At 71.8% G+C, this 14,046-nt stretch carries 15 protein-coding genes; 9 read left to right on the top strand and 6 right to left on the bottom strand.

From position 1 onward, the window contains the following. Positions 1-528, top strand: a 528-nt coding sequence (locus tag ACTHMS_RS10205; RefSeq protein WP_440306552.1) for an alpha/beta fold hydrolase, incomplete at its 5' end; no start/stop codon positions are given. Positions 529-534: 6 nt separating this feature from the next. Here ACTHMS_RS10205 and ACTHMS_RS10200 read toward each other — a convergent pair. Beyond that, positions 535-1,074, bottom strand: coding sequence for a DinB family protein (locus ACTHMS_RS10200; protein ID WP_440306551.1), 540 nt, complete (start codon positions 1,072-1,074; stop codon positions 535-537). 143 nt (positions 1,075-1,217) lie between these two features. Here ACTHMS_RS10200 and ACTHMS_RS10195 point away from each other — a divergent pair, with 143 nt between their 5' ends. The 3 genes from ACTHMS_RS10195 to ACTHMS_RS10185 all read left to right on the top strand — a co-directional run bounded on the left by ACTHMS_RS10195 (position 1,218) and on the right by ACTHMS_RS10185 (position 4,226). Beyond that, the gene (locus ACTHMS_RS10195; RefSeq protein ID WP_440306550.1) at positions 1,218-2,351 is read left to right on the top strand and encodes a hypothetical protein; all 1,134 of its coding nucleotides are present in this window, start codon (positions 1,218-1,220) and stop codon (positions 2,349-2,351) included. 346 nt (positions 2,352-2,697) lie between these two features. Then, on the top strand, positions 2,698-3,255 hold the full coding sequence (locus ACTHMS_RS10190; RefSeq protein WP_440306549.1) for a SigE family RNA polymerase sigma factor: 558 nt from the start codon (positions 2,698-2,700) through the stop codon (positions 3,253-3,255). After that, positions 3,252-4,226 (top strand): hypothetical protein, encoded by a 975-nt coding sequence (locus ACTHMS_RS10185; RefSeq protein WP_440306548.1) that lies wholly within the window; start codon positions 3,252-3,254, stop codon positions 4,224-4,226. The genes ACTHMS_RS10190 and ACTHMS_RS10185 overlap by 4 nt, the downstream gene beginning before the upstream one ends. 9 nt (positions 4,227-4,235) lie before the next feature. On the opposite strand, the gene ACTHMS_RS10180 is transcribed toward ACTHMS_RS10185, so the two are convergent. Continuing rightward, entirely contained in the window at positions 4,236-6,482 is a 2,247-nt protein-coding gene (locus ACTHMS_RS10180; RefSeq protein WP_440306547.1) for a hypothetical protein, read from the bottom strand. 162 nt (positions 6,483-6,644) lie between these two features. On the opposite strand from ACTHMS_RS10180, the gene ACTHMS_RS10175 reads away from it, so the two are divergent. The 4 genes from ACTHMS_RS10175 (at position 6,645) to ACTHMS_RS10160 (ending at position 10,040) form a co-directional block, all read left to right on the top strand. Then, positions 6,645-7,154 carry a GtrA family protein gene (locus ACTHMS_RS10175; RefSeq protein WP_440306546.1) on the top strand — a complete coding sequence of 170 codons (510 nt, stop codon included), beginning with the start codon at positions 6,645-6,647 and terminating at the stop codon, positions 7,152-7,154. Continuing rightward, complete coding sequence (locus tag ACTHMS_RS10170; protein WP_440306545.1) at positions 7,151-7,993, top strand: glycosyltransferase family 2 protein; 843 nt, start codon at positions 7,151-7,153, stop codon at positions 7,991-7,993. The genes ACTHMS_RS10175 and ACTHMS_RS10170 overlap by 4 nt, the downstream gene beginning before the upstream one ends. A 65-nt stretch (positions 7,994-8,058) precedes the next feature. After that, positions 8,059-9,066 carry a glycosyltransferase gene (locus tag ACTHMS_RS10165; RefSeq protein ID WP_440306544.1) on the top strand — a complete coding sequence of 336 codons (1,008 nt, stop codon included), beginning with the start codon at positions 8,059-8,061 and terminating at the stop codon, positions 9,064-9,066. After that, positions 9,063-10,040 (top strand): NAD-dependent epimerase/dehydratase family protein, encoded by a 978-nt coding sequence (locus ACTHMS_RS10160; RefSeq protein WP_440306543.1) that lies wholly within the window; start codon positions 9,063-9,065, stop codon positions 10,038-10,040. Before ACTHMS_RS10165 ends, ACTHMS_RS10160 begins: the two co-directional genes overlap by 4 nt. 401 nt (positions 10,041-10,441) lie before the next feature. Here the strand turns inward: ACTHMS_RS10160 and ACTHMS_RS10155 are convergent, their stop codons facing one another. The 3 genes from ACTHMS_RS10155 to ACTHMS_RS10145 all read right to left on the bottom strand — a co-directional run bounded on the left by ACTHMS_RS10155 (position 10,442) and on the right by ACTHMS_RS10145 (position 12,212). Then, the gene (locus ACTHMS_RS10155) at positions 10,442-11,176 is read right to left on the bottom strand and encodes a hypothetical protein (protein WP_440306542.1); all 735 of its coding nucleotides are present in this window, start codon (positions 11,174-11,176) and stop codon (positions 10,442-10,444) included. A gap of 61 nt (positions 11,177-11,237) precedes the next feature. Further along, on the bottom strand, positions 11,238-11,390 hold the full coding sequence (locus tag ACTHMS_RS10150) for a hypothetical protein (RefSeq protein ID WP_440306541.1): 153 nt from the start codon (positions 11,388-11,390) through the stop codon (positions 11,238-11,240). A gap of 330 nt (positions 11,391-11,720) precedes the next feature. Further along, positions 11,721-12,212, bottom strand: a complete 492-nt coding sequence (locus ACTHMS_RS10145; RefSeq protein WP_440306540.1) for a hypothetical protein — start codon at positions 12,210-12,212, stop codon at positions 11,721-11,723. 105 nt (positions 12,213-12,317) lie between these two features. Here ACTHMS_RS10145 and ACTHMS_RS10140 point away from each other — a divergent pair, with 105 nt between their 5' ends. Next, positions 12,318-12,803 carry a hypothetical protein gene (locus ACTHMS_RS10140; protein ID WP_440306539.1) on the top strand — a complete coding sequence of 162 codons (486 nt, stop codon included), beginning with the start codon at positions 12,318-12,320 and terminating at the stop codon, positions 12,801-12,803. A 102-nt stretch (positions 12,804-12,905) separates the two neighbouring features. Here ACTHMS_RS10140 and ychF read toward each other — a convergent pair whose 3' ends face one another. Next, complete coding sequence (gene ychF / locus ACTHMS_RS10135; RefSeq protein ID WP_440306538.1) at positions 12,906-13,979, bottom strand: redox-regulated ATPase YchF; 1,074 nt, start codon at positions 13,977-13,979, stop codon at positions 12,906-12,908. Positions 13,980-14,046: the final 67 nt, after the last annotated feature.

Genomic DNA, 14,046 nt, shown 5'->3' with positions numbered 1-14,046 from the left:
GTGTACGGCCACAGCCTGGGCGGCCTCATCGCGCTGCAGTACCTCACCGGCGACACCGTGCCGCTGGCCGGGGCGGTCATCAGCGCGCCCGCCGTCGACCTGAGCGCCGCCTCGCCGGTGCAGGTGCGCGCGGCCGGTCTGCTGTCGCGGCTCGCGCCGAACCTCGGCGTCGTGCAGCTCGAGGCGGCCGCGGTCAGCCGCGACCCCGAGGTCGTGCGCGACTACACCACCGACCCGCTCAACAGCATGATCAAGATCCGGGCGCGGACCGGCGCCGAGATGCTGCGCACCGTGCAGGCGCTCGGCCCCCGAGTGCAGCGCCTGACACTCCCGCTGTACCTCGTGCACGGCACCGACGACCGGCTCGTGCCGGTCGCCGCCACGCGGTGGCTCGCCGAGCAGGCGACACGGGCCGACGTCACCGTGCGCATCTGGGACGGGCTCTACCACGAGGCCCACAACGAGCCCGAGCGTGAGCAGGTGCTCGACGAGATCGTCGACTGGGTCGACCGCCGCCTCACCGCCTGAGGCGCCTCACTCCCCCGTCTCGCCGTCGACGACCTCGCGCAGCAGGTCGGCGTGGCCGTTGTGCCGGGCGTACTCCTCGATCATGTGCAGGACGATCCAGCGCAGCGAGGGCTTCCTCCCGTCCGACCACCCCTTGACCGCGAGCCGGTCGAGGCCACCGTCCGCCAACGCCTCGGCGACCGCCTGACGCGACCGCTCGACCGACGCCCGCCACAGGGCGCGGAGCTCGTCCGGCGTGTCCCCCGCGGCGCTGTGCCACTCCCAGTCGCGATCCGCCGACCAGTCGACGGCGTCCCACGGCGCGACCGCCGGGCGCCCCCAGAGGTCCTCCGAGAACCACGAGTCCTCGACCAGCGCCATGTGCTTGAGCAGGCCGCCGAGGGTCATGCTCGAGGCCGCTGTCCGGGTGGTGAACCCGGCCGCGTCCAGCCCTCGGGTCTTCCACTCGAGGGTCGCGCGCTGGTAGTCGAGGAACCCCAGCACGGCGGCCACCTCGTCGGCCGCCACGGGCGGTTCGGGCCGGCCCTGGTCATCGATCGTCGTCATGACGCGTGACCCTAGGAGCAGGTGCCGACAACGGTGCCCGATCACCCGACAACGCAACCGCCGCTGCTGCTCGATGTTGGGTCGAGGTCGCGCCGCGGTCCCCCACACCCGGCGCGAGCATCCCGATCCCCCGGAGTGTGTCCGTGATCCCCCGCTCTCGCCCCGCCGCGCTCGTCGCCGGTCTCACCGCGGCCGCCGCCGTGGTCGCCGTTCCCGCCGCCGCCTCGGCGGCCACCCGCCACACCGCTGCGCCGCACCACCGCACCCACCACCGCCCGCAGCAGGCCAGACCCGTCACGGCCTCGGTGCACGGCGTCGTCGTGCGTCGCTCGGGCCGGCAGCTCACGGTGCTCGCCGATTCGGTGCGGACGGGCCGCACGGTCGTCCACGACGTCGTCGAGCACGTCACGCTGCAGGGCGACACCCCGGCGAACCGCGCGGTCCGCGCCGGCTGGGTGGTCTCCGGCGACGGCCAGGTGGCCGGACGCGCCGGCGCCCACCATCTGCAGCACGGCCACGTCCGGGCGCTGTCGGCCCTGCCGGCCACCGTCGTCGTCGGTCGGGTGGCCGACGTCGACGGCGCGGTCGCGCTCGTCTGCTCGCTCGGCGCCGCCGACGGCCACGGCGACGGACGCCACCGCGGCTGGGACGGCTGGAACCCCTCGCCCGGCACGCCGACGCCAGGGACGGGCGGCGCCGGCGACGGCTCGGGGAACCCCGGCACGGCACCGACGGGCAGCTGCCCCGGCCAGCAGCCGGCGCTGACCGTCGACCTGTCCGACGCCGCCCTCGCGGGCGCCGTGCACGGTGTCGACCAGTTGCAGGCCGGCGACCTGGTCGTGGCGCTCGGCGAGCAGCTGAACGGCATGTTCGCCGCGGCGCAGGCAATGGTCTACGCATCCCGTCCCGCGTTCCTGTTCGGGCAGGTCGTCTCGGTCGACCCGGGCGGGACGAGCATGGTGATCACCCCGCGGGGCCGCCACTGCGGCGACGGGCCCGGCGACGCCCAGGGCGACGTCGTGCACCCGCACGAGGACGGCGCCGGCGGGCAGGGCCCGTGGGGCATCCCGGTCGACCTCACCGCGGCGCAGGTGGTGGTCGACGGCGCGCAGGACGGCACGCTGCCGGCCGTCGGCGACGAGGTGCTCGTGCTCGGAGCCGACGGCTCGGGCGGTGGCCAGTGGGTGCGCTTGCCGCTGGCCGCGAGCTTCGTCTACGCGTTCGACGCACAGAACACGCAGCCGGTGGACGGCGGGAGCGGCAACGGCAACGACTGATTCTCCCGCGCGCGCACCCGGCCGGATCCTGCCCCGCAGGATCCGGCCGCGTCGCGTCCGATCGCGTCCGGGACGCGACCCGTGGCTGAAGGCTGGCGCGCACCGCGGGGGAATCGGTACGCGCCAGCGGCGGGCCGAGGGGGGAGCCGACCCGCACGTCCGACGCTAATGGCGTTGCTGCGGGTCGACGCGCCGGGATGCAGGGAAGCACCGACTTCTGGCACGGGCTAGACGGGTCCGCACCCCCGGTTTTCAGGAACCGTGCAGGAAGCTCGACGCCGACCGCAACGGGAGCAGCTCCTCGCGCGTCTGAGCCTCGTCCGCAACGAGGCGTGAGGAGGCGATCATGGGTCCAGCCCCATCGGTGGTCGCGGAGGTCGGAGGAGTACCGACCGTGCAGTTCGAGCAGTACGTGCACGAGGCGAGGCAGCCGCTCTACCGCTTCGCCGTCGTGTTGTGCGGCGACACCGTGCTCGCGCAGGACCTGTTGGCCGACGTCCTGGGTCGCGCGTACGAACGGTGGACGCTCGTCAGCAACGCCCGCGATCCGCACGCCTATGTGCGCCGCATGCTGGTCAACGAGTTCATGAACTGGCACCGTCGCCGGGCCCGCTCGTTCCCGCACGCCGAGGTCGGCGACCTCGTCGACCGCACCCAGCCTGCCGGGCCCGACCACGGCGACGTCCACGCCGAACGGGCCGCCCTCCAGCACGAGCTGACCCGGCTGCCGGCCCGCCAGCGCGCGGCCATCGTGCTGCGCTACTGGTCCGACATGGACGACGACCAGATCGCCGCCGAGCTCGGCTGCCGTCCCGGCACCGTCCGCAGCGCGATCTCCCGCGGACTCGCCACCCTGCGCGTCAACCGCGCCCACCAGGACGACCCGGAAGGACCGAACCGATGAACCGCACCGAAGACGATCTGCGCGCCGCACTCGACGACCTGGCCGCCCGGGCCGACCGCGAGGGCGCCCCGCCGGCCACGTCCCTCATCGGCGACGTGGTGACCCGTTCGACCGAGCAGCAGCCGACCGGACACCGGCGAACGACGTGGCTGCTGCCCCTCTCGGCGGCGGCGCTGGTCGTCGCCGGGGTCGCGGTGGCCTCGACCGTCGGCGGCGACGACCACGCCTCGACGACCGGCCCGGCGTCGCACCGCACCGCCTCGGCCGTCGGCACTCGCCCACCGACCGCGGCCGCACCGTCGACGACGAAGGCCGCCCCGCTCACCCCGGCCCGGGCGCTCGCCGACGCCGCGGCCCAGCTCGACCACGCGCCGTGGACCGAGCCGAGGCCGACGAGCTTCTTCTACCGGCAGACGACCGACGCGACGACGTGGACGTCGGTGAGCGGGCAGCGCGCCGGCCGGGGCACGAACGCCGACGGCGAGCCGATCTGGATCTCCGGGTGCCGCGACGGCCGGCTCGTCTCGACCGGCGAGTCCGGCGAGTGCACGCTCGCCGACGTGCCGCACTACCTCGCCGACGCGCCGACCGTGCCCGCCGCCTGGGACGCCTATCTCGAGCACATGGCGCCCGGATCGCGGGCCGCCGGCGCCCAGGGCAAGATCATCGTCCAGGTGCTGCACCAGGATCTCGTGTCCCCGCAGGCCGAGGCCGCCCTGTTGCGGTTCACCGCGGGCTGCCCCGGGTTGCGCCTCGTCGACGTGCAACCGGAGGACAACGGCCGCGCCCTGGTCGGACTCACCTGCCCCAGCATGGCCGCGGGCTCGTACGGCCTCGTGCTGGACGCGACGACACACGCCTTCGTCGGGTTCCAGCCCGTCACACCCGACGGCACGCCGCAGGGCCGGGCCGAGGTCGTCGTCCGCACCCGCATCGTCGCCGCCGCCGGTCAGGCGCCGCCGCAGCAGTGAGCGGACGGGTCAGGCACTGACCGTCGAGGGCTCGGCCTCGGTCGTGCCCCGGTCGCGTCGGCGTCGGCGCAGCGCGTCGACGCCGGCGACGACCGACCAGATCAGCCCCGAGCCGACGGCGAGCGCCCAGGTCACCCAGCCGAGCCGCCAGCCCGGGGGCGAGAACCGCACCTCCACCGTCCTGCCGGTCGCACCGGGCGGGATGCGCAGGCTGAGCAGGAACCCGTCGACGGGCTTCCCCAGCGACGCGTTCGTCGCCACGTAGCCGGGCCAGGCCAACCGGCTGAACACGACGCGGCCGGTGCCGTCGCGGACGGCGTCGACCCGGAAGCTCACCGCGCGGTCCGACGACCGGACGTCGCTGATGGTGAGCCCGGGCGACACGTCGACGGGGCTGCCGACCGCGGCGACCGGGTCGTCCCGGGTCCAGAGCTGGACGTACTTGGTGTCCTCCTTGAGCGACCACCCGTCCGGGACCTCGCGGCGCAGGCGCCTCGGCACGTCCCGCTTGATGATGAGCACGGAGTTGATGGACATCTCGTCGACCAGCAACATGCCGGTGGTCGGCTGCACCTCGAACAGCCGGCGGAGCAGCGCCGGGCAGGTCGACCCGAGGTAGTTCATGCAGGTGACGTTGGCGTAGGCGCGGAAGCCCACCGGCGTGTACGCGTTCGCGTACTGGTGACCGGTGAGGTACCAGGTGTTGGCCAGCGCACTGTCCCGCCAGTAGCCCGGATCTGCCGGCAGGAGGGTCTGGTTGCCGACGACGATGCCGTCGCCGACGCTGCCGGTGGCGATCGTCCGGTAGGCGGACACCTTGGCAGGCAGCTTGTAGTCGAGCAGGGGCGACGCGGGCGACGCGTGGTGCTGCAGCACGACGAAGACCAGCGACGTCACGAGCAGCAGCGCCGCGCCGCGCGCCGGCATCGGGCGCGGTGAGGCCGGGAGCATCCACCGCAGCACCCAGAAAGCGATGATCATGAGCACGGACGAGATCACGACGTCGTCCAGCACCATGGGCGCCTGGGCCCAGGCCAGATAGCCGCTGGCGACGGTGAGACCGACCGCGACGGCGAACCGCCGCCGGCTCGGCGCCGTCCGCGCCCGGCTCAGCAGGCAGGCGAGCAGCGGCAGCAGCACCATGACGAACATCGACATGTTGCGCGCCGGGAAGCGGATGGCGCCCATCTGGGACGGCGCGAACAGCATGAGGCTGTACAGCGCCAGCACGACGAGACCGCCGATGCGGCGGCGCAGGAGGTGCCGCGCCGCGGTCCAGTCCAGGAACGCGAGCAGCGGCAGGAACCACGCGATGTACAGGATCGGCGCGTCCGGGTGGTACAGCCAGAAGCCGTTGATGAAGGGGCGGGCGGCGGGCTGGGGACCGACGGCGAGACCGCTCAGCGACGGCGCCAGGGTGCCGTCGTTCCCGATCATCTTGTAGCGGGTCGAGACGGACGACGACAGCACGCCGGGCAGGTAGACGGTGATCGTGACGAGCCCGCACAGCACCCCGACGGCCACCAGCCGGAGCAGGTCGCGCCAGCGGCGCTCGACGGCGACCTCGACCGCCGTCCCGATCAGCACGAAGATCACGCCGATCGCGCCGTAGACGTAGCCGACGCTGATGCAGAGGTAGCCCATGATCAGCGCGGGCGCGGGATTGGCCCGCCGATCGGCGTACCGCCGCAGGGCCACCCAGAACCAGGGCAGGAACGCCCAGATCATCTGGCCCGTCACCCACGAGGCGGCGTCCATGTACACGGTGAAACCCGAGACCGAGACGGCCAGGCCGGCCACGGCGGCCCACCGCTCGTCGGCGCCGAAGCTGCGTGAGAGCACGAAGGCCCCGGCGGCGCCGACGATCGACAGGATGATCTTCAGACCCGTGCAGAACAGGGCGGCGTTGCCGGCCACGCTCGCGATCAGGGCGATGAGCAGCACCAGCGGGTTCCAGAAGCCCCACTGCCCTTCGGCCACGTAGTTCCCGGCCTGCCACACGTGGGGATCGAAGATCTGGATGTGGCCGGCGCGCAACTCCGTCCCGAGCTTGTACCAGACCCCGAACGCCCCGGACTCGGTGTCGTTGACGAAGTAGAAGCGGTGGTAGAAGAGCACCGGCACCACGGCGGCACAGCCGGCCGCGACCAGGGTGAGCAGGAACCAGAGCGCGGTCGTCCGACGATCGGCGCGGGGCGGCCGACCGACGTCAGGGGGTCCGCCGATGACGAGCGCGGGTTGCGCTGTCGGTCCCACCGAACCTGCCTCCGATCCCGGCGAATCCGCCGACACCGCACACTAGCCGCGCCGATCGCGACGCCGGCACAGGCGCGGCCGCGCGGCGGATGGACGGTCCGGCCCCGCACCAGCCGATAGGCTGATCGGGCGGTGCAGGGTGGTGCGACACGAAGGGTGGTCATGGCGTCGGAACGCGCGGTCGGCCTCGACGCCCCCGACGACCTCGTGGCACCACCGGCCGGGATGCACGGTGATCGCGGCCCGCTGTTCCGGCTGATCCGGAACCAGAAGCTGGCGTTCCTCGTCGTCGGCGTGCTGAACACCGGCATCGGGTTCGGCTTCTACACGCTGTTCCTGGCGGCCGGCCTGCCCTACCTGGCCGCGCTCGTGGTCGCCCACGTCTGCGCCGTGCTCTGCGCGTTCGTCCTCTACCGCAACTTCGTGTTCGTGGTGCGCGGGCACGTGCTGCGCGACCTCGCCCGCTTCGAACTCGTGTACCTCGCCTCGCTCGGCACGAACCTCGTGCTGCTGCCCTTCCTGGTCGAGGTCGTGGGCCTCGGGCCGCTGCTCGGGCAGGCGGTCGTGACGTTCCTGACAACCCTCATCAGCTGGTTCGGTCACCGGCACTTCTCGTTCCGGCGGGCGTCGCGGCCTTCGCACGATGCCGCGATCCCGGGTGGTCACCGGTGACGCCGCATGTGAGCGTCGTGGTGCCGACGTTCAACAATGCCGACTACATCGAGGCGACGATGGCGTCGATCCTCGCGCAGACCTACTCGGACTTCGAGCTGATCGTCGCCGACCACGCCTCGACCGACGGCACCTGGGAGCGCCTGCAGCGCTACCGCGACGACCCGCGGCTGACGCTGCTGCAGACGCCCGCCGGTGGTGGCGCCCGCGCGAACTGGCAGCGGGTGACCGATGCGGCGTCCGGCGACCTGCTGAAGCTGGTGTGCGGCGACGACGTCATCTACCCCGACTGCCTGCAGGAGCAGGTGGCGGCGCTCGACGCGGCGCCGGACGCCGTGCTCGCCGCCTCGCCGCGCGACATCGTCGACGCCGACGGGCGGGTCGTGGTCCGCTCCCGCGGTCTGGGAGGTCTGCAGGGCGTCGTCGAGGGCCCGACCGCCGTGCGGCGCAGTGTCCGGCTCGGCACCAACATCTTCGGCGAGCCCGGCTGCGTGCTGCTGCGCCGCGACCGGCTCGCGGCGATCGGGGGCTGGGACGACACGTTCCCGTACCTCATCGACCAGTTCACCTACTCGCGGCTCCTGCTCGGCGGTCGCTTCGCCGCCGTCCCGCGCACGCTCGCCGCGTTCCGCGTGAACATGACGCAGTGGAGCGTCCGGCTCGCCGAGGTACAGGCGCGCCAGGCCGCCGGCATGCATCACGCGCTGCGGCTGGAGGCGCCGCAACTGCTGTCGCGCGCCGATGTGGCGGTCGGCGACGTCCGGGCGAGCGCGACGGCCCTGCTGCGCCGGAGTGCCTACGCCGTGCTCCGTCGGCGGATGGCCCGCGCCGCAGGCTGAGACGACGCTGCCGGGAGCGGCCGCGTCCTCCCTGCCCGAGGGACCCGCGCGTCTAGACTGTGGCCGTGGAGGCGCAGGACACCAACGAGCGGACGCATCGCGTCTCGGTGGTGATCCCGGTCTACCGCGGCGAGATGACCCTCCCGAAACTGCTGGGCGAGTTGTCGGCACTGCGCGAGCCGGTCCGGACGCCCGACGGACACCAGATCGTGGTCGCCGAGGTGCTGCTCGTGCACGATCACGGGCCGGACGACTCGGCTCGGGTGATCCGCGAGATCGCCGCCGAGCACGACTTCGTCCGGCCGATCTGGCTGAGCCGGAACTTCGGGCAGCACGCGGCGACGCTCGCCGGTATGGCGTCCTCCGGCTCGGAGTGGATCGTCACCATGGACGAGGACGGTCAGCACGACCCGACCGACATCGGCGCCATGATCGACGTCGCGCTGCGCGAGCGCGCCGCCCTCGTCTACGCCGCTCCCACGAACCGGCCCTCCCACGGCTGGTGGCGGAACACGGCGTCCCGCGGCTCGAAGCGTGTCGTGATGGCGATGATCGGCTCGGACGCGCCCACCCGGTACCACAGCTACCGGCTCATCCTGGGCGAGATCGGCCGCAGCGTCGCCGCCTACGCCGGGCCGGGCGTGTACCTCGACGTGGCGATCGGCTGGGTCACCGACCGGGTCGCCACCTGCCCGATCGAGGTGCGCGACGAGGGCCAGCGCGTGTCCGGCTACACGTTGCGGACGCTGCTGTCGCACTTCTGGCGGATGGTGCTCACGAGCGGCACGCGGGGGCTGCGGCTCGTCAGCGTCATCGGGAGCGTATTCGCGCTGGCCGGACTGGTGCTGGCCGTCGTGCTGCTCGTCGCGAAGATCGAGGGCTCGCAGCTGCCACAGGGCTGGACGTCGCTGATCATCGTCGTGCTCATCAGCACCGGTGCGGTGCTGTTCTCGCTCGGCGTCATCGCCGAATACCTCGGCGTCGCGGTGAACATGGCGATGGGCAAGCCGCTCTACCTCATCGTGGGCGACGAGGAGTCCGGACCGCTGGCGGAAGCCCGCCGCACCCGGTGACGAGGCCCGACACCGTCTGGGTCATCGGGGCCGGCGGACTGCTCGGATCGGCGGTCCGTCGCCGGATCGAGTCGCTCGGCCGGGACGCGGTCATCACGAACGCCATCCCCTGGGGCGACGAGGACGCGTGCACGGCGGCGCTCGACCGGGGCGTCGAGGAGCTGGCGGCGCGCGCGGGGCACGACGGATGGCAGATCCTCTGGTGCGCGGGCACCGGGACGCCGGCCGCCGCGTCGTCGGTGCTCGACCAGGAGGGACGAGCACTCGCCGCGCTGCTGGACAGCGTCGGGCGCCGGCTCGGCACCGCGTTCACGGCGGAGCAGGGCGCGCTGTTCCTGGCGTCGTCCGCGGGTGCCGTGTACGCCGGCTCGGGCGGCGCGCCGCACAGCGAACTCACCGAGCCGGTGCCGCTCTCGTCCTACGGCGTCGCCAAGCTGGCGCACGAGGCCCTCGTGCGCGACTTCAGCGTGCGCACGGGCGTCCGGTCACTCGTCGGGCGCATCTCCAACCTGTACGGGCCCGGCCAGAACCTCCGGAAGCCGCAGGGGGTCATCACCCACCTCTGCCGCGCCCACCTGACCGGCCAACCCATCTCGATCTACGTGTCGATGGACACGATCCGCGACTACCTCTTCGTCGACGACTGCGCCGCGAAGATCGTCGACGGCATCGCGCTGCTTCGCGCCGGTGGGCTGCCGGACCCCAGCACGCTCAAGGTGCTGGCCACGCAACAGGGCACCACGCTCGGGGCGGTCATCGCCGAGTGCCGGCGGATCTGGAAGCGCGCGCCCCGCGTGATCCTCGCCCCCTCCCCGCTGGCCTCGGTGCAGGCCCGGGATCTGCGACTGCTGTCGCGGGTGGCGACCGAGATCGACCTCCGCACCCCGCCGACCCCGCTGGGCGTGGGCATCAGCGCCACCGCCGACTCGCTGGCCGTGGCGTACCGCGCCGGCGCGCTCCTGCGTCCCGCGTGAGCCGCCCCGGTTCGGCGTGAAGCGTCCGAATGTCGCGGATCGGCCGGGAAGCACCGAAGGTCTTGATCCGGTTCGACAGGAGCCGGCACGCCGATAGCGTCCGACCGGCCCACGCCGTGCGACCTCGACGGGACCATCCCCCCTTGGTGCCGGTGGAGTCGGCGGGGGCTGTCGGGCCCGCCCCGGTCTCGGAATTCCCCCCGCAACCCGCGAGACCGGGGCAGGGTCGACCTGCGGCTCCAGACGTTGAAGCGGAACGCTGACGGTGCAAGCGGCCCGCGTTGGCTCTCGACGGGAACCCCGAAGTTTCGGGGCTGCAAGGGCCTGGCGGGTGCTAGATGCGTTGGCTTCGAGGCGGTCCCGTGCGGTCCTGTTGTGTACCCGATGTGTACCCGCGGAGATCAACTAGACGGTAAGTCGTTCGATTCGGTGGAACTCGAGCCCACGCCTGGGGAACCGGCGTCCCGCGGAGCACGCCTTCTCGCGGTCAGGCGCCGAACGGTGGCATCGGCCTGCGCGACCTCTCGGGCCCGCTTCGGCATGGCGCGCCGAACCTGACGTGGATCGGGCGACACGTCCGCCCGAACTGCAGTGATCACTCGGTCCACCTGCTCGACAAGCGCCTCAAGACCCCCCGCGCGGTCAGGCAGTCCGAGAGCACGAAGCGCCCTGCGTTCCGCCCGGCGCTGCTCCGCCGCACGATCCCAATCCTGAGCGTCCAGCGCCGCTTCCTTCGCGCGCTGCGCGTCGTCTAGTTGCTGCCACTGCTCAGGCGAGCCGGACTTGAGGTCCCGCAGCCCGTACCGCAGAAGGTCAAGCGCCTCTGATAGCTCCGGGCTGGCGTACATCTCGACTGGACCGACGAGACTCTGCAGGCGGTCAAGCGCGGCACGAAGTTCCGCCGCCGACTCCGCTTGATCGCCGCCGAACATCTGAGCACGAAGAAGTTGGCGTAGGTGCGCAGCCACGTCGGCGACCTGCTGCAGCACAGCCATGCGGGCGGGCCATGCGAGTTCCTCACGCTTCATCGCCCACGACGCTCGGCGATCACCAATCGCGGTGGAGACCTGCGCGCCGGTCGCGACGACCGCGACGGCGGCGCTCGAGATCACGGAAGCGATCGCGACCCCATCCACGAGTTCGATCGTCGCGCCCGTGCCCTGGGCCGCTAAGCAGGCGCGCCGCCCGGTCTCCGGCCTAGCTCTCGACCTCATCGTCGGCGATCACGTCGAAGCACGTCTGACACGTCCAGCAGGTGCGCAGGACGCCTTTACGGCGCTCGGTGGTCAGGCGGACGTTCGGCGGGCGTAGGCGGTGTTCCTGGCGGCAGGCGTGCGGGGCGATCAGCACGATTTCGTCCTCGGTGCGCCCGGGGAGTCGACACATGCAGCGAGGGTGCCTGCCGGGTCCGACAAGTTCCTGCGCGCTCGCGATCGGCGCCGTCGTCGAGGTCGCGTCGGCAACAGGGATCGCCGCGGCCTATCGCGATCAGTTCCCGCTCGACGTCGAGACTCGTCCCGAGCATGCGGGCGCACTCTCGTGCTTCGTGTTCCTCGGCTGCGGTCAGCGCGCCGTCCGGCTCGTAGCCATCAGGTGGTGCTTCCCCCGCCCTCCGCTCGTCGCCATTTTGGACGCTCAGCGTGCCGCTCAGGGTCGCGGACGACCACTCGACGGGATCAATCAGCAGGCGCCGCCGACCGACGCGAAAACCTTCTTCAGCGGCGGCGCGGGGTCTGCGTCGGGGTTGTAGCCGGGGTTGTCGCGGGCGTAGGCCACGTCGATGCAGCCGCTCGAGGGCGCGGTGTCCTCGAGCGACTTCACGGTGTCCTTGCAGCCGCTCGCGGTATAGACGTTCGCGCCGAGCCGCTGTGCCAACGCGGGCAGTCCAAAGTCTGTCTCCCGAATGATCAGGTCGGGGCCGCTCGGGCAGCCGCTCCCGGCGGGCGTCGTCGGCTTCGGCGCGGCGGCGGTCGGCTTCGCGCGCTGAGTCGTCGAAGGGCGGTCGCCGGGCGCGCGGAACGGGCGCTGAGGCGTCACCGGCCCGTCGGTCAGAGTTGGGGTTGTCGTCGTCGCGGGCACCGACGACACTGCTGCCGCGGTTGAGCCGCTCGACGACGAGCAGCCCGTTAGCGAGCACACGACCGCCGTCGCGATGACCGCAGACTTGATCACCGCGGCAGCATAGGGCGCAGGAAGTGATGTCGACACACTGTGTGGTCGATGAGAGTCTGACCGCCCGCGACCCGGCTCTCGAGCCCCGACCCATCAAGGTGCGCTATGAAGGCTTCCGCTCGACTGCTCGCTGCGCTGTGTGTCGTCGGTGTACTCGCCACCGGCTGCCAGTCGAGCGCCACGGGCAGTCCGAGCGGGCCGTCGTCCGCCGCGGTCGATGTGCCCTCAGACGCCGAGATCTCCGACGCGCCGACCGACGACGGCCTGCCAACCGACGACGGGCTCTCGGACGTGCCCACGGACGACGGCCTGCCCTCCGACACCTCGATGCCTTCCGACGTGTCGACCGACGACCCGAGTTTCGACGCATCGTCGTCGTGCGCCGACTTCTTGGCGCTCGGTGACGTCGACCGCTACTCGGTCATCTTCGAGTTGATGAACGAAGACGGGCGCGTCGACACGAGCGACGACAACGTGCAGTCGAGCACCGACGCGGTGACCACAGTGTGCAAGTCCTACGGGGACTCCGAGACGCCGAAGCACGCGCTCAAGGTGCTGATCAGCACGTACGTCGGCTCGAACGGAAACTGAGCACGATGACGACGCCGCCCTCGTCCGGGACAGGACCGACCAACACGCCGCCCGGGTTGCAAGCGCCTAGAGGCCAGCAACCACGCGGGTTCTAGCGCACTCTCAGACGTTGAAGCGGAACTCCACGACGTCGCCGTCCTGCATGACGTAGTCCTTGCCCTCGATGCGCACCTTGCCGCGGGCCTTCGCCTCGGCCATCGACCCCGCGTCGACCAGGTCACCGAAGGAGACGACCTCGGCCTTGATGAACCCGCGTTCGAAGTCGGTGTGGATGACGCCCGCGGCCTGCGGGGCGGTGGCGCCGACCGGGATCGTCCAGGCGCGTGACTCCTTGGGGCCAGCCGTCAGGTAGGTCTGCAAGCCCAGGGTCTGGAAGCCGACGCGGGCGAGCTGGTCGATGCCCGACTCGGCCTGCCCCATCGACTGCAGCAGCTCGAGGGCCTCGTCGGCGTCGAGTTCGATGAGGTCGGCCTCTGTCTTCGCGTCCAGGAAGATCGCCTCGGCCGGTGCGACGAGCGAGCGCATCTCGGCGGTGAACGCCTCGTCGGTGATCTCGTCGGGATCGACGTTGAAGACGTAGAGGAACGGCTTGGCCGTCAGCAGGTGCAGGTCGCGCAGCGGGCCGCGGTCGAGGCCGGCGGCGAAGACCGTCTGCCCGCTCTCGAGCACCTGCTGCGCCTGCTCGACGGCCGCGATGACCGGCACCTTCTCCTTGTTGACCTTCGCCTCCTTCTGCAGGCGCGGCAACGCGTTCTCGATCGTCTGCAGGTCGGCGAGGATGAGCTCGGTGTTGATCGTCTCGATGTCGTCCTTCGGCGAGACCTTGCCGTCGACGTGCACGACGTCGGGGTCGCTGAAGGCCCGGATGACCTGGCAGATCGCGTCGGCCTCGCGGATGTTCGCGAGGAACTTGTTGCCGAGCCCGGCACCCTCGGACGCGCCCTTCACGATGCCGGCGATGTCGACGAACGACACCGTCGCGGGCACCGTCTTCGCGGACTTGAACAGGTCGGCGAGGGTGTCGAGGCGGCTGTCCGGGACGCCGACGACACCGACGTTCGGGTCGATCGTGGCGAAGGGGTAGTTCGCGGCCAGGACGTCGTTCTTCGTCAGCGCGTTGAACAGGGTCGACTTGACGACGTTGGGGAGTCCGACGATTCCGATGGTGAGGGCCACGGGCCGCCAGTCTACGGACGTGCGCGTGGCTCGCCGAAATTGTCAGAGGGTGGTGTGAGCATCGGAC

Source organism: Jatrophihabitans sp. (assembly GCF_051960575.1).
Classification (GTDB): Bacteria; Actinomycetota; Actinomycetes; order Mycobacteriales; family Jatrophihabitantaceae; genus JBQCEE01.
The sequence above is the reverse complement of the archived record's forward strand: the minus strand, read 5'-3'. Positions and strand labels throughout refer to the sequence as shown.

Coding starts and splice junctions, on each gene's coding strand:
- ACTHMS_RS10200 (WP_440306551.1), bottom strand. CDS start 1,074: ATGACGACGATCGATGACCAGGGCCGGCCCGAACCGCCCGTGGCGGCC.
- ACTHMS_RS10190 (WP_440306549.1), top strand. CDS start 2,698: ATGGGTCCAGCCCCATCGGTGGTCGCGGAGGTCGGAGGAGTACCGACC.
- ACTHMS_RS10185 (WP_440306548.1), top strand. CDS start 3,252: ATGAACCGCACCGAAGACGATCTGCGCGCCGCACTCGACGACCTGGCC.
- ACTHMS_RS10175 (WP_440306546.1), top strand. CDS start 6,645: ATGGCGTCGGAACGCGCGGTCGGCCTCGACGCCCCCGACGACCTCGTG.
- ACTHMS_RS10140 (WP_440306539.1), top strand. CDS start 12,318: ATGAAGGCTTCCGCTCGACTGCTCGCTGCGCTGTGTGTCGTCGGTGTA.